Here is an 18,248-nt window from a genome sequence, read left to right on the forward strand (position 1 = left end):
GCGCCTTGCGCGCCCCCGGCATCCCATGATTGGTTCTTCCCCCGTGAGTCAGACCCCCGACACTTCTGTGCCCGCCGACGGCAGCTCGCCCTCGGACGGCGGCTATGAGGCCTTCGCAATCCAGGAGAAGTGGCAGGCTCGGTGGGCCGAGGCCGACCCGTTCCGCGCCGGCGGCGACGAAGACACCCGCCCGCGCAAGTACGTCCTCGGCATGTTCCCCTACCCGTCCGGCGACCTGCACATGGGCCACGCCGAGAGCTATGCGTACGTCGATGTGGTGGCGCGCTTCTGGCGTCATCGCGGCTACAACGTGCTGAACCCGATCGGCTGGGACTCGTTCGGGCTGCCCGCCGAGAATGCGGCGATCCAGCGCGGCGCCGACCCGCGTGAGTGGACCTATTCCAACATCGAGCAGCACAAGAAGAGCTTCCGCCGATACGGCTCCTCGTACGACTGGAGCAGGATCCTCCACACCAGCGATCCCGAGTACTACCACTGGAATCAGTGGCTGTTCCAGCGCCTTTTCGAGCGAGGCCTCGCGTATCGCAAAGAGAGCCCGGTCAACTGGTGCCCCAACGACCAGACGGTGCTCGCCAACGAGCAGGTCGTGGACGGCCACTGCGAGCGCTGCGGCGCGGAAGTGGTCAAGAAGAAGCTCACGCAGTGGTACTTCAAGATCACCGAATACGCCGACCGCCTGCTGGATGACCTGAACCAGCTCGAGGGCTTCTGGCCCCAGAAGGTCATCCGCATGCAGCGGAACTGGATCGGCCGTTCGATCGGCGCCGACATCGACTTCGAGATCGAGGGCCGCGCCGACAAGGTGACGGTGTTCTCGACCCGGCCCGACACCCTCCACGGCGCGACCTTCATGGTGGTCGCTCCCGACAGCGACCTTGCGGCGGAGCTCGCGGCGGGATCGTCGATCGAGGTGCGCCTGCGCTTTCAGGACTACCTCGAGCGTGTTCAGCGCGAGACCGACATCGAGCGTCAGAGCACCGATCGACCCAAGACCGGCGTCTTCCTCGACCGCTACGCGATCAACCCGATCAACGGTGAGCGGCTCCCGATCTGGGCCGCGGACTACGTCCTGGCCGACTACGGCCACGGAGCGGTCATGGCCGTGCCGGCGCATGATCAGCGCGACCTCGACTTCGCGCGGGCTTTCGATCTTCCGGTGAAGGTGGTCGTCGACACCACCGCGCCGATCACTGGCGCGATCCCGGTCATCGAGCTGGATGACGAGGGTGTGCCGATCGATCCGGGTGCCGGCGACTCGCTGTCGGATCTCGACCCTGCCAAGACAGGCATCGCGCTCACCGGTGACGGTCGGATGATCAACTCCGGTTCGCTGGACGGGCTGTCGAAGCGGAACGCGATCACGCGCATCGTCGAAGAGATGACCGCAGCCGGCACCGGCCGCGCCGCGAAGTCGTACCGGCTGCGCGACTGGCTCATCTCGCGCCAGCGATTCTGGGGCACGCCGATCCCGATGATCCACACACAGGACGGTCGCATCGTGCCCGTTCCGCAGGACCAGCTGCCGCTGGAGTTGCCGGATGCCCGTGGGCTCGACCTCGCCCCCAAGGGCACGTCGCCGCTGGGCGGGGCCGCCGAATGGATCCAGACCGTCGACCCCGAGACGGGGGAACCGGCCCTGCGGGATCCCGACACGATGGACACGTTCGTCGACAGCTCGTGGTACTTCCTGCGATTCCTCGGCGCGAACGACCCGACGCAGGCCTTCTCGTCGCGCGAAGCGGACCGCTGGGCGCCCGTCGACTCGTACATCGGCGGCGTGGAGCACGCGATCCTGCACCTGCTGTACGCGCGGTTCATCACCAAGGTCCTCTTCGACATGGGGCTCGTCGACTTCACCGAACCGTTCTCGAGCCTCATCAACCAGGGCATGGTGCTGCTCGGCGGCACCAAGATGTCGAAGTCCAAGGGGAACCTCGTCGAGTTCGCGGCCAGCATGGTCGATCCCGGTGCCGACGCCTCGCGCGTGGCGATCGTCTTCGCCGGTCCCGTCGAGGACGACATCAACTGGGAGGACGTCTCGACGACGGGCGCGCAGAAGTTCCTCGCACGTGCGTGGCGCGTCGCCAAGGATGTCGCCAGCGCCCCCGATGTGGTGTGGGCAGAGGGGGATGCGTCGCTGCGTCGTGTCACGCATCGCCTGCTGGCGGATGCCCCGGGGCTGGTCGAGCAGACCAAGTTCAACGTCGTCGTCGCGCGGCTGATGGAGCTGGTGAACGCGACCCGCAAGGCCATCGACACGGGAGCGGGTCCCGCCGATCCCGCAGTACGGGAGGCGGCCGAGGCCACGGCGATGATCCTCGACCTGTTCGCCCCGCACACCGCGGAGGAGATGTGGGAGATCCTCGGATACGACGGCTTCGTCGGCCTGGTGCCGTGGCGCAACCCGGATCCGACCCTCCTGGTCGAAGAGAGCGTCACCGCTGTCGTCCAGATCGACGGCAAGGTGCGCGCCACGCTCACCGTGCCGGCACGCATCGACGCGGCCGACCTGGAGAAGCTCGCTCGAGCTGACGAGCGGGTCACCCGTTCGCTTGCGGGACGTGAGATCACGCGCGCGGTGGTGCGGCCGCCGAAAGTCGTGAGCTTCAGCACGCACTGAGGCTCCTCCCCAGGCGGTCCGCCGCTGCGGGTCTGCACAGATGATCCGGATCGGGGCCATCCACCCATCGGTGCTCTCTAGCGTGGGTGCGTGACTGGAGCCGACAGCCCCGAAACCGGCGAACGTCGCCGATTCGGGGTCGGGGCGGTGGTCGTCCTCGTGATCGCTGCCCTCGCGATCACGGTCGTCATCGGCATCTTCCGAGGGGCGGCCGCACCGGTCGACGAGATCGTCATCGACCGCACTCCGCCGCCAGGCGCCTCGGCAACCTCGACGGGCGCGGCACCCGCGGCAGGGGCGACGGCAGACCTCTACGTGCATGTGTCGGGCGCCGTCGCCGTGCCCGGGCTGTACGTGCTCCCGGCAGGCTCCCGCGTCGTCGATGCCGTGGCGGCAGCGGGCGGGTTCGCCCCGACGGCGGACCGTGCCGCCGTCAACCTCGCGCGGCAGCTCGACGACGGTGAGCAGCTTCACGCGCCGGTGGTAGGGGAGACGATCCCCGACGCGAGCGGAGCGTTCACCAGTGACGATGACGGCCCGGTGAACCTGAACAGCGCCGATGCCGCGCAGCTCGATACCCTCCCGCGCATCGGTCCCGCCATGGCGGAGCGGATCATCGCCTGGCGGGACGAGAACGGCGGCTTCACGAGCGTCGAGGACCTCCTGGCGGTGCCCGGGATCGGTGACAAGATGCTGGCCTCCCTGCGCGATCTCGTGACGGTATGAACACACGCCTCAGTGCGTCGCTGCGGCTGGTGCCCGTCGCCGCGGCCGCGTGGGCAGCCGGCGGCGCCGCCATCCTGCTGCCCGCCGCGGCCGCCGGGATGGCGGTCGCATTCTGGACGGTCGCGGTGGCGACGACGGCCGTTCTGGCTCTGCGCACTCGCGCCGCGCGAGCGCGCCGCGACGGGCAGGCGGGTGTCCGCCGCACGGCGCTCGTCCTGGTGCTCGCGGCAGCGGCGTCAGCGGCCGTCGCCTCGCACGTCGCTCTCGCCCTGCCCGCGCGCGAGGAGGCCGCAGCGTTCACGAGGGGAGATGGCCGGGCAGTCGCCGTGCTGGCGGATGTTGTGGGCAAGATCGAGCGTCGCGCCGACGGGACTCTCGCGTTCGATGCGACCGCGCTGCGCTGGGCGGCCGGGCCTCGCATGCTGGAGACGCGCGCCGAGGTCGTCGTGCGCGTGGACCCGGCCGCGGTGGATGACTTGGGGGCGCTGGATGTCGGCGCGCGCGTCAGGGTCAGCGGGACGGCGGGACCCGCGCGGCCGGGGGAGCGGGCGATCGCGGCGCTGTGGGCATCGCGTGGTGTGGAGGTGCTCCGGGCGCCCGACGGGATCGCGGGCGTCACCGCGCATCTGCGTCAGGGGCTCGTCCGTTCGGTCGCGGGGCTCCCGGGCGCGGGTGCCGGGCTGGTGCCGGGCCTGGCGGTGGGCGACACGTCGGCGGTGACGCCTGGGCTGGACACCGCCATGAAGGAGTCCTCCCTCTCACACCTGACGGCGGTGTCAGGGGCGAACTGCGCCCTGGTCGTCGGCATCGCGTTCGCCGGTGCGGCGGCCATGGGCGCACCGCGCGCCGCCCGCGTCGGGATCGGGGTGGCGGTGCTGCTCGCCTTCGTCGCCCTTGTCACGCCGGAACCCAGCGTCGTACGGGCTGCCGGCATGGCAGCGATCGCGATGCTCGGTCTCCTGCTCGGACGCACCGGCACGGGAATGGCGGTGCTCTCCATCGCCGTCACCGCCGCGCTGGTCGCAGATCCCTGGCTGGCCGCGTCGCTCGGGTTCGCACTGTCGACGGCTGCCACGGCGTCACTACTGCTGGGCGCCCGGGCCCTCGCCGACGGCTTGGCCCGCGCCATGCCCCGGCCGCTCGCCCTCGCCGTGGCCGTCCCCCTGGCGGCGCAGCTGGCCTGCGGTCCACTTCTCGTGTTGATCGCCCCGCAGGTGTCGCTGCTCGGCGTCGCCGCCAATCTGCTCGCCGGTCCGGCCGCACCTCTCACCACGATGCTGGGCCTGGCGGCCTGCCTGACCGCGCCCCTTCCCTGGATGCAAGCCGGCCTCGCCGCCCTGGCCTGGTTGCCGGCGTCGTGGATCGCCGCGGTGGCCGGCACCGTGTCGCAGATGCCGGGGGATCTGCTGCCCTGGTTCGAGGGATGGCCGGGAGCGGCAGCCCTCGCGGTCGTGAGCGCGGCGATCGCCGCCGTCGTGGTCGTGCCGGGAGCGAGCCGGCGTTCTCGCCGGCTGCGCTTGGCCGCGACCGTCGTCGTGGCGAGCGTCACGGGCGTCCTCCTCGGGGTGGGGGCACTGAGTTCGCTGGCCGGCCGCTGGACGCTGCCTGCCGACTGGACCGTACTGGCCTGCGACATCGGACAGGGCGATGCCGTTCTGGTCCGATCCGCAGGCGCCGTCGCGCTGATCGACACCGGCCCCGATCCTGAGACTCTCGCCGCCTGCCTTTCACGCGCCGGCATCGAGCGGATCGACCTGCTCGTGCTCACGCACTTCGACATCGATCACGCGGGCGGAGTGTCCGCGGTCGCCGGGCGCGTCGACACCGTCCTGCACGGCCCGCCGGACGACGGCGCAGCGGCCGGTCTCACCGTCCTGTCGCACGCCGGAGCGCATGTGGTCGAGGCATCGGCAGGACTGACCGGATCGCTCGGAGACGCGCGGTGGCGAGTGCTGTGGCCCCGGGCCGGGGGCACCGCGTTTCCTCCTGGCAACGACGCCAGCGTGGTGCTCGACGTGCGCGGCGGCGGAATACCGTCCATGCTCCTGCTCGGCGATCTTTCGGAGTCGCCGCAGCGCGCCCTGACCGCGTCCGGCGCACTCGCCGCGCCCTACGAGGTCGTGAAGGTGGCTCACCATGGCAGTGCGGACCAGGATGCCGCCCTCTACGCTGCCGCCGATCCCGCGGTCGCGATCTTCACGGTGGGTGCCGACAACACCTACGGTCATCCGCGTGACGAGATCCTGGATGTTCTCACCCGTACCGGGGCGGTCGTCACTCGCACGGATCAGGACGGGATGATCGCGGTGTGGCCGGGGGACGAGCGACTGTCGGTCTGGCGCGAGCGCGGCGGCTGAGTCGGCGCTGCTGGGTAGGCTGGTGACATGCCGCCCACCCCTCGCCGCCCGTCGGCGAAGACCGCCCGCAGCGCGATCCCACAGCTGTCGTGGCGCGCCCCGCAGCCGGCTCCGATCGTGCTGGTGTCCGGCCCTGAGGAGGTCTGCGCCGAGCGGGCCATCGCAGGCGTCCGGGACTACCTGCGGGCGGAGGACCCAACGCTCGAGGTCTCCGATCTGCGCGCTGACGACTACGCAGCCGGGACTCTTCTGGCCGTCACCTCTCCGTCCCTGTTCGGTGAGCCGCGTCTGGTCAGGGTGACCGGTGTGGAGAAGTGCTCCGACGCGTTCCTCGCCGAGGCGGTTTCGTACCTCGCGGCGCCGCAGGATGGCGCGACGGTCGTGCTTCGTCACACCGGCGCGAGTGTGCGGGGGAAGAAGCTCCTCGATGCGATCCGCGCCGGTGAGGGCGGCGGCGTCGAGATCGCATGCCCCGCGGTCAAGCGCGACTCCGACCGCTTCGATTTCGCAGCGGGCGAGTTCCAGGCTTCCCACAAGCGCATCGCGCCGGCGGCGTTGCGGGCGCTCGTCTCGGCCTTCGCCGACGACCTCACCGAGCTGGCCGCCGCGTGTCAGCAGCTGATCGCCGACGTGCCGGGCGACGTGAGTGAGCAGATCGTCGAACGGTACTACGGCGGCCGGGTGGAGATCTCATCGTTCGCCGTGGCTGACACCGCAATCGCAGGCCGGTACGGCGAGGCACTGATCGCGCTGCGGCACGCGCTAGCGTCGGGAGCCGACCCCGTGCCGCTGGTCGCGGCGTTCGCCATGAAGCTGCGCACGATGGCGCGGGTCGCCGGCAACCGTGAGCCCTCTGCGGCGTTGGCGGCGCGGCTGGGTATGAAGGACTGGCAGGTCGACCGGGCCCGGCGGGATCTCACCGGCTGGAACGAGTCGACACTCGGCATGGCGATCCAGGCGACGGCGAGGGCGGATGCCGAGGTCAAGGGTGGGTCGCGGGACGCCGTCTTCGCACTCGAGCGCATGGTCACCGTGATCGCGACGCGCCTGCCCTACGGTTCCTGACCAGCGCCCTATTCGCGCGCGAAGGACTGCTCTCGATGCGCGAAAAAGCCCGCACCCCGGAGGAGGCGGGCCTTTCGACGGCGTGTCAGAGCGCCGAGACCTGCTTGGCGATCGCCGACTTGCGGTTGGCCGCCTGGTTCTTGTGGATGACGCCCTTGCTCACGGCCTTGTCGAGCTTCTTGTTCGCTGTCGCCAGCGCCTTCTCGGCGGCGGCCTTGTCGCCGGCGGCGACAGCCTCGCGCGTACGGCGCACGTGCGTCTTCAGCTCGCTCTTGACGGCCTTGTTGCGCTCGCGGGCCTTCTCGTTGGTCTTGTTGCGCTTGATCTGCGACTTGATGTTCGCCACGTGTCGACGTTCTTTCGTTCGGAGTGAATCGGATTGAATGTGCCGTTCGGCGAGAGAGGGCGCCTGGCGGCGGTCGTGAGGGACAAACCCACACGCAAGCCAAACAAGGATTCTATCAGGTATCGGACGCGGGCCGTGCCGGGAGCCCTCCCGACGTGGTGTCTCGCTCGATGGTGGCGATCGCCACATCGAGGAGCGCGTTGAACACCGTCGGACGCATCGCGCTCACCAGGTGGCTGGTGCGCGGCACGACGATGAGTTCAGCGTGCTGAGCGACGCTGACGAAGAGTCGCTCATTGACCCGCAGCTGGTCGTACTGACCATTGATGAACCACAACGGCACCTCGATCCTGCGCAGGGCCGCGAGCAGATCGAGCACCGACAGACTGCGCAGCGCCGCGTCCTGGGTGTCGAAGGCGTAGCCGCCGGCGCCGAAGTCCTCGCGCGTCTCGGGCGGGAGCGTGCGAGCGAGCATCCGATTCGTGAACCACATGCCGCGATCGGGCAGTGAGTCGAAACCGCGCGCGAGCAGACGGTAGGTCGCCAGGCCAAGCCCCCGCGGGATCCCCGTGCACGATGCCGCGATGAATCCGGCGACGGGAGGAGGATCCTCCCGCCCGACGTACTCGACGCTGAGCAGACCACCCATCGAATGGCCCACGAGCAACACCGGTCCTCGGGCAGCGGCATCCCTCACCGCACCGTCGATCGTCGCGAAGGCCCCTTCGAGAGTGAAAGTCTCGGCCATCCGCGCGCCATGTCCGGGAAGGTCGAGGGCGTTGACCGGTATGCCGCGTCGCTCCAGGTGGGCGACCTGCGAACGCCACATCGTCGCGGACGTCCGGATCCCGTGCACGAGCACGACCTGAACGACCACCGTCTCAGGGTAGCCGGGCGCCGTGACCTCGCGGGGCGGCATGCCGCAGATCGCTGCCCGAGGGCTCAGCCCGAAAGGCGTCGCCGTGGCGTAGCCGCGAGCGGAGCGGGAGCGGGGACCTGCACCCGTAGAATCGTCTGGACATGTCACCGCGCGCCCTGAAGTCTCTCGAGCCGTCCGCAACCCCTCCTGAGCTGATCCGCAACTTCTGCATCATCGCCCATATCGACCACGGCAAGTCCACGCTGGCCGACCGCATGCTGCAGATCACCGGCGTGGTCTCGGACCGCGATATGCGCGCGCAGTATCTGGACCGCATGGACATCGAGCGCGAGCGCGGCATCACGATCAAGTCGCAGGCCGTCCGGATGCCCTGGCTTGCCGAGGGTTCCACGTTCGCACTCAACATGATCGACACGCCCGGGCACGTGGACTTCACCTACGAGGTGAGCAGGTCGCTCGCCGCCTGCGAGGGCGCGATCCTGCTCGTCGACGCAGCGCAGGGGATCGAGGCTCAGACGCTGGCGAACCTGTATCTCGCCCTCGAGAACGATCTGCACATCATTCCGGTCCTCAACAAGATCGACCTGCCCGCCGCCGACCCGGATCGATTCGCCAGGGAACTGGCCAACCTCATCGGCGGCGATCCCGACGACGTGCTGCGCGTGAGCGGCAAGACGGGCCAGGGGGTCGAGGAGCTCCTGGACCGACTGGTGCACGAGATCCCCGCGCCCAAGGGCGACCCGGATGCCCCGGCCCGGGCGATGATCTTCGATTCGGTGTATGACTCGTACCGCGGAGTGATCACCTACGTGCGGATGATCGACGGCAAGCTCTCGCCGCGCGAGCGGATTCAGATGATGTCGACGACGGCGACCCACGAGTTGCTCGAGATCGGCGTCTCGAGCCCCGAGCCCACCCCGAGTCTCGGGCTCGGCGTCGGCGAAGTGGGGTACCTCATCACCGGCGTGAAGGACGTGCGCCAGTCCAAGGTCGGTGACACCATCACGACGCTCCGCAAGCCCGCCAAGGACGCGCTGCCCGGGTACACCGACCCCAAGCCCATGGTGTTCTCGGGCATCTACCCGATCGACGGCAGCGACTACGGCGAGCTGCGCGAGGCCCTCGACAAGCTCAAGCTGTCGGACGCGGCACTTCAATACGAACCCGAGACCTCGGTCGCGCTCGGCTTCGGCTTCCGCTGCGGCTTCCTGGGGCTGCTGCACCTCGAGATCGTGACAGAGCGACTGGCGCGAGAGTTCGATCTCGACCTCATCACGACGGCTCCGTCCGTGGTCTACGAGGTGACCACAGACACCGGTGACACTGTCACGGTGACCAACCCCAGCGAGTACCCCGACGGTCGTGTGGCGTCGGTGTCCGAGCCGATGGTGAAGGCCGCGATCCTGCTCCCCAAGGACTATGTCGGCACGGTGATGGAGCTGTGCCAGTCCCGCCGCGGAACCCTGCTGGGCATGGAGTACTTCAGCGAGGAGCGGGTGGAGCTGCGCTACAACATGCCTCTCGGCGAGATCGTCTTCGATTTCTTCGATCAGCTGAAGTCGCGCACGCAGGGCTACGCGAGCCTTGATTACGAGCCCAGCGGCCAGCAGGCTGCCGACCTCGTGAAGGTCGACATCCTCCTGCAGGGCGACAAGGTCGATGCGTTCTCCTCGATCGTGCACCGAGACAAGGCGTACGCCTACGGCACGATGATGACCGAGCGACTGCGCAAGCTGATCCCGCGTCAGCAGTTCGAGGTGCCGATTCAGGCAGCGATCGGAGCGCGCATCATCGCGCGCGAATCGATCCGCGCCATGCGCAAGGACGTGCTCGCCAAGTGCTACGGCGGTGACATCAGCCGCAAGCGCAAGCTGCTCGAGAAGCAGAAAGAGGGCAAGAAGCGCATGAAGATGGTCGGCAGGGTCGAAGTTCCCCAGGAGGCGTTCATCGCCGCGCTGTCGGGAGACGTCGAGGGGAAGACCGCGAAGTAGGCTGGTGAGATGCGTCGAGGGACATTCCGGGACGACACCGTCGACTACGCCGCCGTCGGGGCTACCCAGGCGCCGGATCTGATGCACTACCCGCCGGAGCGGAGCCTGCCGGCCGAGGAGTCGTGGCGCATCGGCAGCGGCGAGGCGCGCTTCCACGCCGCCGGCGATGCGCTGCTGTCGTGGACGGCACAACGAGGCGCCGGTCTCGCGCTGACGGACGTGCGCCCGGCGTCGGGACCGATGTACTCCGGTGTGAGCTTCGACGCGGAGGGCCATCCGATCGCGCCGGCGCGCTCCGAGTCCGACCTGCGTTACGACAGCGACGGCACCCCGTACGTCGGCGCCGGTACCACGATCAGGGTCGCGGGTCGCGTCAAGGGGCTGCGGGCGGATGCCGAGCTCAGGGTCATCTTCGCCGTCGAGGAGCCGCGACGCGTGGGGTTCGCCCTCGGAACCGTGGGCGACTCGGTCGTCAGCGGCGAGGAGTCCTTCATGCTGGACTGGTATGACAACGACGAGGTGTGGTTCACGGTGCGGGCTTTCGACGCGCCCCGCGCGATGCTCTACCGTCTGCTCCCGGCGCTGACGCGACGTCGCCGCCGCGAGCTGTTCACCCGCTACCTGCGGGCGATCTCACCGCTCTACGCGACACCGGCCTGAGCCCGATGGGCTCCGCGCTTCCCCTCGGCGAGCCGGTGCCGATCGACGGGCCGCTTCCCCCTGAGCTGCGGGTCGATCCGAACGGCGACTTCAGCGTCTATCTGCACGTCCCCTTCTGCCGCGTCCGCTGCGGCTACTGCGACTTCAACACGTACACCGCGACCGAACTGCGCGGCACCCGTCAGGACGAATACGCCGACACGGTGTTGCGCGAGATCGAGCTGGCTGCCGGCCTGCTCGACCGCGCGGGCGGCCGCCGCGGGGCCGGGACGATCTTCTTCGGCGGTGGGACGCCCACCCTGCTCCCGCCGGGCGACCTTGCCCGCATGCTGGACGGGGTCCGGGCGGGGATGGGCGTCGCCGACGACGCCGAGGTCACGGTCGAGGCCAATCCCGACACCGTCTCGGCGGACGTGGCGGCGCAGCTGGCGGTATCCGGTGTCACCCGCATGTCGATCGGGATGCAGTCGGCCGTACCCCACGTGCTGGCGACCCTTGACCGAACCCATCGTCCCGAGAGCGTCCGCGCCGCGGTGTCGGCCGCACGGGCCGAGGGACTCGACGTCAGCGTGGACCTCATCTACGGCGCACCGGGGGAGTCGCTCGACGATTGGCGCCGATCCCTCGAGGTCGCGATGGACCTCGAGCCGGACCATCTCTCGGCGTACGCGCTCATCATCGAGGACGGCACGAAGCTCGCGCGGCAGATCCGCCGAGGCGAGCTGCCCGCACCCGACGACGACCTGCAGGCGGACATGTACGAGCTCGCCGACGAACAGCTGACAGTCGCGGGCTTCGAATGGTACGAGGTCTCGAACTGGGCGCGCGGGGCCGCTCATCGCTCCCGGCACAATCTCGCGTACTGGACCGGCGCCGACTGGTGGGGCTTCGGGCCCGGTGCCCACAGCCACATCGGCGGCGTGCGCTTCTGGAACGTGAAGCATCCGGCGGCCTATGCGCAGCGGCTGGCGGCGGGGGAGTTCCCCGCTGCGGCGAGGGAGGTGACGGATGCCGCGGCCCGGACGCTCGAGCGGGTGCTGCTGCGCACGCGCATCCGCGAGGGCCTTGCCTTCGCAGACCTCTCGGAGCGTGCGCGCGGGCAGGCCGCCGCGCTCATCGCCGATGGACTCGTCGACGCACCGTCGGCGCTGGCGGGACGCGTCGTACTGACACGACGCGGGCGGCTCCTGGCGGATGCGGTCGTGCGAGCGCTCACCGATTGACGCGCCTTCGGGGATCGTTGTCGCTCATCCGGTAGAATTGGCACTCCAGTCATGCGAGTGCCAGAGGTGTGATCTCCACACCCGGCGCCCAAGCAGCGTGAGGAGGCGGGATGGTCAGCGAACGCGGACTCGAGGTGCTGCGCGCGATCGTCCAGGACTACGTCGACACGCGCGAGCCGGTGGGCAGCAAGACGATCGTCGAGCGACACGCCTTCGGCGTCTCCGCCGCCACCATCCGCAACGACATGGCGCTGCTCGAGGATGAGGAGCTCATCGCAGCTCCGCACACCTCGTCTGGCCGCGTGCCGACCGACAAGGGCTATCGCGTCTTCGTCGACCATCTCGCACAGCTGCGGCCGCTCAGCTCCGCGCAGCGATCTGCCATCGCCGCCTTCCTGGACGGATCCGGCGACCTCGACGACGTGCTGGCGCGATCGGTGCGCGCGCTCACGCGACTGACCGGTCAGGTCGCCATCGTGCAGTACCCCTCCTTCGCCCGCGCGACGGTCACCCACGTCGAGCTTGTGCAGCTGGGCGGCGGACGGATGCTGGTGATCGTCGTCACCGACACCGGTCGCGTGTCACAACGGCTGACGTTCGTGCGCGCCGAGTTCGACGACGCCGATCTCGGGCGGATGCGCGCCGAACTGGGCACCCTGCTCGTCGGCCGCCCGGTCCGCGAGGGCCTGCAGCGGATCGCCGACCGGCTCGCCGCGGCGACACCCGAGCCGCCCGCGCGAGAGGCCGCGACCGATGAGATCGTGAAGGCCGTCGCCGAAGAGCTCGAGGAATTCCGTCAAGACAAGCTCGTGATGGCCGGCAGCGCCAACCTCGCCCGAAGCGAAGCGGACTTCCGCGGCAGCATCTATCCGCTCCTGGAGGCCATCGAGGAGCAGGTGACGCTGCTGCGGCTCATGGGCGAGATGGTCACCGACGAGCACGGACTCTCGGCGAGCATCGGCCGCGAGAACGAGCCGTTCGGACTGGCCGAGGCATCCGTCCTCGCCAGTGATTACGACGCGACGGGCTCGCGGGCTCGCGTGGGGGTCATGGGCCCCACACGGATGGACTACCCCACCAATCTTGCGGCGGTACGAGCCGTCGCACGCTATCTCACGCGGATGCTCGAAGAAGACGAGAGCAGCCGCTGACGCGGACGCGTACACACGATCCCGCGGCGGTGCCGCGGCAGGAAGGCGAAAGTGGCTGACCACTACGAGGTCCTCGGCGTCTCGCGAGACGCCACTCCGGACGAGATCAAGAAGGCCTACCGGCGGCTCGCTCGCGAGCTGCACCCGGATGTGAACCCCGGTGACGACGCATCCGAGCGGTTCAAGCTCGTGACACACGCCTACGACGTGCTGAGCGACCCGGAGCAGCGGACACGGTACGACATGGGCGGCGACACGCCCTTCGGCGGGGCCGGCGGGTTCGGCGGTTTCAACGACATCTTCGAGACCTTCTTCGGCGCCGGTGGCGGATCCCGCGGCGGACGCCCGCGTTCGCGCCGCGAGCGCGGGCAGGATGCGCTCGTACGGGTCACCCTCGAGCTCGGCGACGTCGTCTTCGGCGTGCACCGCGACATCGACGTCGACACCGCGGTGCTGTGCGAGACCTGCCAGGGCTCGTGCTGCCAGCCCGGCACGACTCCCGTCACGTGCGACATCTGTCACGGCACCGGACACGTGCAGCGTCAGGTGCGGAGTCTCCTGGGCAACGTCATCACGAATCAGCCCTGCAACGTGTGCCAGGGCTACGGCACGACCATCCCCTACCCCTGCGCGACCTGCCAGGGCCAAGGCCGGGTCCGCGCCCGCCGCACGGTGTCGCTCGACATCCCCGCCGGCGTCGAGACTGGTCTGCGACTGCAGCTGCCCGGCTCAGGCGAGGTCGGTCCGGCGGGCGGCCCGAACGGCGACCTGTACATCGAGGTCACCGTGGCGCCGCACGAGGTCTTCAGCCGCGACGGCGACGACATCCTGGCGACCCTCGAGGTCTCGATGCCCGACGCGATCCTGGGGACGACGACCACGATCCAGTCCATCGACGGTCCGGTCGACCTCGAGGTGCGCCCGGGGGTCCAGGCCGGCGACATCCTGACGATCAAGGGGCGGGGCATCACGCCTCTGCGCGGCACCCAGCGGGGAGATCTGCGCGTCGGGGTGCACGTCGTGACCCCCACCCGTCTCGACGCGAAGGAGCGCGCGCTCATCGAAGACTTCGCCAAACGCACCAAGGCCCCCGCGCCCAAGCTCGCCGAGTTCCATCAGGGCCTCTTCGCCAAGCTGCGCGATCGCTTCCGAAACAGCTGACGGATGCCGCTGCACTTCCTCGTCGAAGAGGCCGCGGCCGCGCAGCCTGGCGACGCCGTGGCGCTCACGGGCGCCGAAGCACACCACGCCGCGGCAGTGCGTCGTGTCCGCGCGGGGGAGCAGGTGACCGTCGGAGACGGGCGCGGCACGTGGCTGTCGGGCGTCGTGGAGTCCGCCGCGGCGCGCGAAGTCGTCGTGCGGGTCACGTCGCGCGACGACATCCCACCCGTGCGGCCACGACTCGTGCTCGCCCAGGCGCTCGCGAAGGGCGACCGCGACGAACTGGCCGTGCAAGCGGCGACAGAGCTCGGCGTCGACCAGATCATCCCGTGGCAGGCGGCGCGCAGCGTCTCGCGCTGGGACGTGAGCAAGGAGCAGAAGGCCCGTCAGCGGTGGGCAGGCATCGTGCGCGAAGCCGCGAAGCAGGCGCACCGCGCGTGGGTGCCCGACATCGCCCCGCTGCACACCACGAAGGACATCGCAGCGCGGGCCGCGGCATCCGTCGTCCTGGTCCTCGAGCCGTCCGCGTCGGTTGCGCTGTCTGCTATCGGACTCCCCGACGACGGCGACATCGTGCTCGTGGTCGGGCCCGAGGGCGGCATCGCACCCGAGGAGCTGGAGGCACTGGTCACCGGTGGCGGCCGGCTCGTCCGCTTGGGCGACACCGTGCTGCGCACCTCCACCGCCGGTCCCGCGGCGCTGGCGGTGGTGAGCACGGCGCTCGGCCGGTGGTGAGCACCGTGCGGCCATGGCGACCGGTTCGGATGCTCCGCCGATAGACTGGGCCCATGAGCGAACCCTCGATCTTCACGCGCATCCTGGGCGGAGAGATTCCGTCCGAGATCATCGCCGAGACCGAGAACGCGTTCGCGATCCGCGACATCGCGCCCAAAGCGCCCGTCCATCTGCTGGTGATCCCGAAGAGCGAGCAGTACCGGAACGTCGTCGAGCTCGCCGCGGGCGATCCCGACCTCCTCGCCGAACTGGTGGGTCTGGCGAACACCCTCGCCGCCGAACACGCCGACGGCGATTTTCGATTGATCTTCAACACCGGCCCGAACGCGGGCCAGACCGTCTTCCACGTGCACGCCCATGTGCTCGCGGGAGGACTCCAGGAAGAGAGCCTTGGTGCCTGAGGAACCCACGACCGAGCGTGACGGCGCTGTCGAGCGGATCTATGCCGATGGTGTTGCGATGGTGCAGCTGCTCGGCCCCCAGGACCGGCTGCTGCGCGTCGTCGAGAAGGAGCATCCGGACGTCGATGTCCATGTCCGCGGAAACGAGATCACGCTGACCGGGGATGCCACCGCCGTCGCGGCCGCCCGGTCGCTCGTGGACGAACTCCTGGCGATGACCAAGGCCGGTCACGCGCTGGGAGAGGACGATGTGACCTCGTCCAATCGGATCCTCCGCAACGAGGGCGGACCCCGCCCGTCCGAGGTGCTCGGCGAGGCGATCCTGTCGTCGCGCGGCAAAGTCATCCGGCCCAAGACCCTCGGGCAGAAGGCGTACGTCGACGCGATCGAAGAGAACACGATCGTCTTCGGCATCGGCCCCGCCGGCACCGGCAAGACCTACCTCGCGATGGCCAAGGCTGTCCAGGCGCTGCAGCGCAAAGAGGTCAGCCGCATCATCCTCACGCGTCCAGCCGTCGAGGCGGGAGAGCGGCTCGGCTTCCTGCCCGGCACCCTGACCGACAAGATCGACCCGTATCTGCGGCCGCTGTACGACGCGCTCAACGAGATGATGGACCCCGAGCTCGTGCCCAAGCTGATGGCCACGGGCACCATCGAGGTCGCCCCGCTCGCCTACATGCGCGGGCGAACACTCAACGACTCCTTCGTCGTGCTCGACGAGGCGCAGAACACCACGCCCGAGCAGATGAAGATGTTCCTGACGCGTCTCGGGTTCGGCACGCGCATGGTCGTGACCGGTGACATCACGCAGATCGACCTGCCGCAGGGGGCATCCGGACTCCGCCTGGTGACGCGCGTGCTCGACACGATCGACGACATCCACTTCGCCTATCTGACCAGCGATGACGTCGTGCGCCACACGCTCGTCGGGCGCATCGTCGACGCCTACAGCCAGTACGACGAGCGTCGCCTGGCCTCGCGGCGTGAGCGGGACGAGGCATCCGAGTTCGCTAACCGCGCCGAACGGCGCGCCACGCGTCCCGCGGGCCCGCGCGATCACAATCCCAAGCGAGGGCGCTCATGACCATCGAGATCGGCAACGAATCCGGCGTTGAGGTGGACGAGACCGTGCTCCTGCGGCTCATGGAGCACAACCTCGCCGAGCTGCACGTCAGCCCCGAAGCGGACGTGGCCATCCTGCTCGTGGACGAGGGCGCGATGGAAGCACTGCACGTGCAGTGGATGGACGAGCCCGGTCCCACCGACGTCCTGAGCTTCCCGATGGACGAGCTGAGGCCCGGAACAGAGGATGCGCCCGCTCCGGCGGGCCTGCTCGGCGACATCGTGCTGTGCCCGCAGGTGGCTGAGGCACAGGCCGTCGCCGCGAAGCACAGCACCCTCGACGAGCTGATCCTGCTGACCACGCACGGTCTGCTTCACCTGCTCGGGTTCGATCACGGCGAGCCCGAGGAGGAGCGCGAGATGTTCGGGCTCCAGCGCGAGCTCATCGCATCCTTTCACGCGGCAGAACGGCGACGACCCCGCGCATGACCGAAGCACTCCTGCTGGTCGGCGCGGCGCTCCTCCTCGCATTCGGCGCCCTGATGGTCGCGATCGACGCCGCTCTCGGGGTGACCTCGCGCGCCGACCTGGCAGAGCTCGGCGCCGAGGGGCGCAATGCGCGGTCCCTGCAGCGCATCGCTGCGGACCCGGAGGCGCACGCCAATGCCGTGATCTTCATCCGCGTACTCGCCGAGACGACCGCCGCCGTGCTGGTGACCGTCGCCTTCATGCTGCTGTTCGACAACATCTGGTGGGCGATGCTGGCTGCGGCGCTGCTGATGACCGGTGTCTCGTACGTCGTCGTGGGCGCCAGCCCCCGCACCGTCGGACGCCTGCACGCCAAGGGCCTGCTGCGTGGGGCTGCGCCCGTGATCCGGGGCGTTCGCATCTTCCTCGGTCCGCTCGCACACGGGCTGGTCGCCTTGGGTACGCGGATCACCCCCGGCGCGTCACGCGGTTCGTCGTTCGCCTCCGAGGAGCAGCTGCTGAGCATCATCGACGAGGCGGCCGAGAACGAGCTCATCGAGCAGGACGACCGCGAACTGATCCACTCGGTGTTCGACTTCACCGACACGTTCGTAAGGGCCGTCATGGTCCCGCGCACCGATATGGTCACCGTGGATGCCTCGGCCTCGACACGCGAGGCCATGTCGACCTTCCTCGACAGGGGCATCTCGCGCGTGCCGATTGTCGATGACGACGCCGATGACGTGGTGGGCGTGCTGTACCTCAAGGATCTCGTGCAGTTCGGCTTCCGCGATGAGGCGGGCTGGCGCGACGCGCCCATCAGCCGCATCGCGCGGCCGGCGGTCTTCGTGCCGGAGTCGATGAAGGCCGAGACGTTGCTGCAGCAGATGAAGCGGGACGCGGTTCACGTGTGCCTGGTCGTCGACGAGTACGGTGGCGTGTCCGGTCTGGTCACGCTCGAGGACCTCATCGAAGAGCTCGTCGGCGAGATCTCCGACGAGTACGACCCTCGCGGCGACGAGGTGACCGAGCTCGAACCCGGACACTTCCGGGTGAGCGCCCGCATGGGCCTCGACGAGGTCGGGGACCTGTTCGGCATCGAGCTCGAAGACGAGGACGTCGACTCGATCGGCGGCTTGCTCGGGAAGGCCCTGGGCCGTGTGCCGCAGCCGGGCGCGACGGCCGAGTACGCCGGGCTGGTGCTCACCGGGGGCGCATCTCGCGGTCGAGGCCGCGGCATCTCGACGGTCTTCGTCGAACGCGGCGAAGCGCGGCCAGAGACAGGGCGGTTCCCGCGGACCGGCGAGATCCGCACCGTCGGAGTCCGCACCGGCGAGGTGCGCACTCCCAAGAAGGGGGAGAGCCCATGAACGAACCGCAC

16 protein-coding genes are annotated in these 18,248 nt (G+C 69.4%); 14 read left to right on the top strand and 2 right to left on the bottom strand.

The features are described 5' to 3' along the window. The first annotated feature begins 28 nt into the window (after window positions 1–28). From leuS to holA, 4 genes are all read left to right on the top strand, one after another. A complete protein-coding gene (gene leuS / locus K0817_RS09565) occupies window positions 29–2,641 on the top strand; it encodes a leucine--tRNA ligase (protein ID WP_374209544.1) in 2,613 nt (870 codons plus the stop codon). Window positions 2,642–2,731: 90 nt separating this feature from the next. Beyond that, window positions 2,732–3,367 carry a ComEA family DNA-binding protein gene (locus K0817_RS09570; RefSeq protein WP_253735284.1) on the top strand — a complete coding sequence of 212 codons (636 nt, stop codon included), beginning with the start codon at window positions 2,732–2,734 and terminating at the stop codon, window positions 3,365–3,367. Beyond that, complete coding sequence (locus tag K0817_RS09575) at window positions 3,364–5,724, top strand: ComEC/Rec2 family competence protein (protein ID WP_219981227.1); 2,361 nt, start codon at window positions 3,364–3,366, stop codon at window positions 5,722–5,724. Before K0817_RS09570 ends, K0817_RS09575 begins: the two co-directional genes overlap by 4 nt. A gap of 27 nt (window positions 5,725–5,751) precedes the next feature. Beyond that, window positions 5,752–6,789 carry a DNA polymerase III subunit delta gene (holA, locus tag K0817_RS09580; RefSeq protein WP_219981228.1) on the top strand — a complete coding sequence of 346 codons (1,038 nt, stop codon included), beginning with the start codon at window positions 5,752–5,754 and terminating at the stop codon, window positions 6,787–6,789. A gap of 85 nt (window positions 6,790–6,874) precedes the next feature. Here the strand turns inward: holA and rpsT are convergent, their stop codons facing one another. Both rpsT and K0817_RS09590 read right to left on the bottom strand, forming a co-directional pair. After that, window positions 6,875–7,135 (bottom strand): 30S ribosomal protein S20, encoded by a 261-nt coding sequence (gene rpsT / locus K0817_RS09585; RefSeq protein ID WP_219981229.1) that lies wholly within the window; start codon window positions 7,133–7,135, stop codon window positions 6,875–6,877. Between the two features lie 115 nt (window positions 7,136–7,250). Then, window positions 7,251–8,012, bottom strand: coding sequence for an alpha/beta fold hydrolase (locus K0817_RS09590; RefSeq protein ID WP_219981230.1), 762 nt, complete (start codon window positions 8,010–8,012; stop codon window positions 7,251–7,253). A 143-nt stretch (window positions 8,013–8,155) separates the two neighbouring features. Between K0817_RS09590 and lepA the strand changes: the two genes are divergently transcribed. From lepA to K0817_RS09640, 10 genes are all read left to right on the top strand, one after another. Continuing rightward, window positions 8,156–10,006, top strand: a complete 1,851-nt coding sequence (lepA, locus tag K0817_RS09595) for a translation elongation factor 4 (protein ID WP_219981231.1) — start codon at window positions 8,156–8,158, stop codon at window positions 10,004–10,006. Window positions 10,007–10,015: 9 nt separating this feature from the next. Then, window positions 10,016–10,666, top strand: a complete 651-nt coding sequence (locus K0817_RS09600; RefSeq protein WP_219981232.1) for a DUF1990 family protein — start codon at window positions 10,016–10,018, stop codon at window positions 10,664–10,666. 5 nt (window positions 10,667–10,671) lie between these two features. Continuing rightward, entirely contained in the window at window positions 10,672–11,889 is a 1,218-nt protein-coding gene (gene hemW, locus K0817_RS09605; protein WP_219981233.1) for a radical SAM family heme chaperone HemW, read from the top strand. 110 nt (window positions 11,890–11,999) lie between these two features. Beyond that, a complete protein-coding gene (gene hrcA / locus K0817_RS09610; protein ID WP_219981234.1) occupies window positions 12,000–13,040 on the top strand; it encodes a heat-inducible transcriptional repressor HrcA in 1,041 nt (346 codons plus the stop codon). Window positions 13,041–13,091: 51 nt separating this feature from the next. Then, entirely contained in the window at window positions 13,092–14,201 is a 1,110-nt protein-coding gene (gene dnaJ / locus K0817_RS09615; RefSeq protein WP_219981235.1) for a molecular chaperone DnaJ, read from the top strand. Window positions 14,202–14,204: 3 nt separating this feature from the next. Next, window positions 14,205–14,936, top strand: a complete 732-nt coding sequence (locus K0817_RS09620; RefSeq protein WP_219981236.1) for a 16S rRNA (uracil(1498)-N(3))-methyltransferase — start codon at window positions 14,205–14,207, stop codon at window positions 14,934–14,936. A 53-nt stretch (window positions 14,937–14,989) separates the two neighbouring features. Next, complete coding sequence (locus K0817_RS09625; protein ID WP_219981237.1) at window positions 14,990–15,337, top strand: HIT domain-containing protein; 348 nt, start codon at window positions 14,990–14,992, stop codon at window positions 15,335–15,337. A 58-nt stretch (window positions 15,338–15,395) separates the two neighbouring features. Then, entirely contained in the window at window positions 15,396–16,421 is a 1,026-nt protein-coding gene (locus tag K0817_RS09630) for a PhoH family protein (RefSeq protein WP_253735339.1), read from the top strand. Further along, complete coding sequence (ybeY, locus tag K0817_RS09635; RefSeq protein ID WP_219981239.1) at window positions 16,418–16,888, top strand: rRNA maturation RNase YbeY; 471 nt, start codon at window positions 16,418–16,420, stop codon at window positions 16,886–16,888. Before K0817_RS09630 ends, ybeY begins: the two co-directional genes overlap by 4 nt. Beyond that, a complete protein-coding gene (locus K0817_RS09640; RefSeq protein ID WP_219981240.1) occupies window positions 16,885–18,237 on the top strand; it encodes a hemolysin family protein in 1,353 nt (450 codons plus the stop codon). Before ybeY ends, K0817_RS09640 begins: the two co-directional genes overlap by 4 nt. Window positions 18,238–18,248 lie beyond the last annotated feature (11 nt).

The sequence above is a fragment of the Microbacterium sp. HD4P20 genome (assembly GCF_019449275.2).
Classification (GTDB): domain Bacteria; phylum Actinomycetota; class Actinomycetes; order Actinomycetales; family Microbacteriaceae; genus Microbacterium.

Coding starts and splice junctions, on each gene's coding strand:
- K0817_RS09575 (WP_219981227.1), top strand. CDS start 3,364: ATGAACACACGCCTCAGTGCGTCGCTGCGGCTGGTGCCCGTCGCCGCG.
- holA (WP_219981228.1), top strand. CDS start 5,752: ATGCCGCCCACCCCTCGCCGCCCGTCGGCGAAGACCGCCCGCAGCGCG.
- lepA (WP_219981231.1), top strand. CDS start 8,156: ATGTCACCGCGCGCCCTGAAGTCTCTCGAGCCGTCCGCAACCCCTCCT.
- K0817_RS09600 (WP_219981232.1), top strand. CDS start 10,016: ATGCGTCGAGGGACATTCCGGGACGACACCGTCGACTACGCCGCCGTC.
- hemW (WP_219981233.1), top strand. CDS start 10,672: ATGGGCTCCGCGCTTCCCCTCGGCGAGCCGGTGCCGATCGACGGGCCG.
- hrcA (WP_219981234.1), top strand. CDS start 12,000: ATGGTCAGCGAACGCGGACTCGAGGTGCTGCGCGCGATCGTCCAGGAC.
- K0817_RS09620 (WP_219981236.1), top strand. CDS start 14,205: ATGCCGCTGCACTTCCTCGTCGAAGAGGCCGCGGCCGCGCAGCCTGGC.
- K0817_RS09625 (WP_219981237.1), top strand. CDS start 14,990: ATGAGCGAACCCTCGATCTTCACGCGCATCCTGGGCGGAGAGATTCCG.
- K0817_RS09630 (WP_253735339.1), top strand. CDS start 15,396: ATGGTGCAGCTGCTCGGCCCCCAGGACCGGCTGCTGCGCGTCGTCGAG.
- ybeY (WP_219981239.1), top strand. CDS start 16,418: ATGACCATCGAGATCGGCAACGAATCCGGCGTTGAGGTGGACGAGACC.
- K0817_RS09640 (WP_219981240.1), top strand. CDS start 16,885: ATGACCGAAGCACTCCTGCTGGTCGGCGCGGCGCTCCTCCTCGCATTC.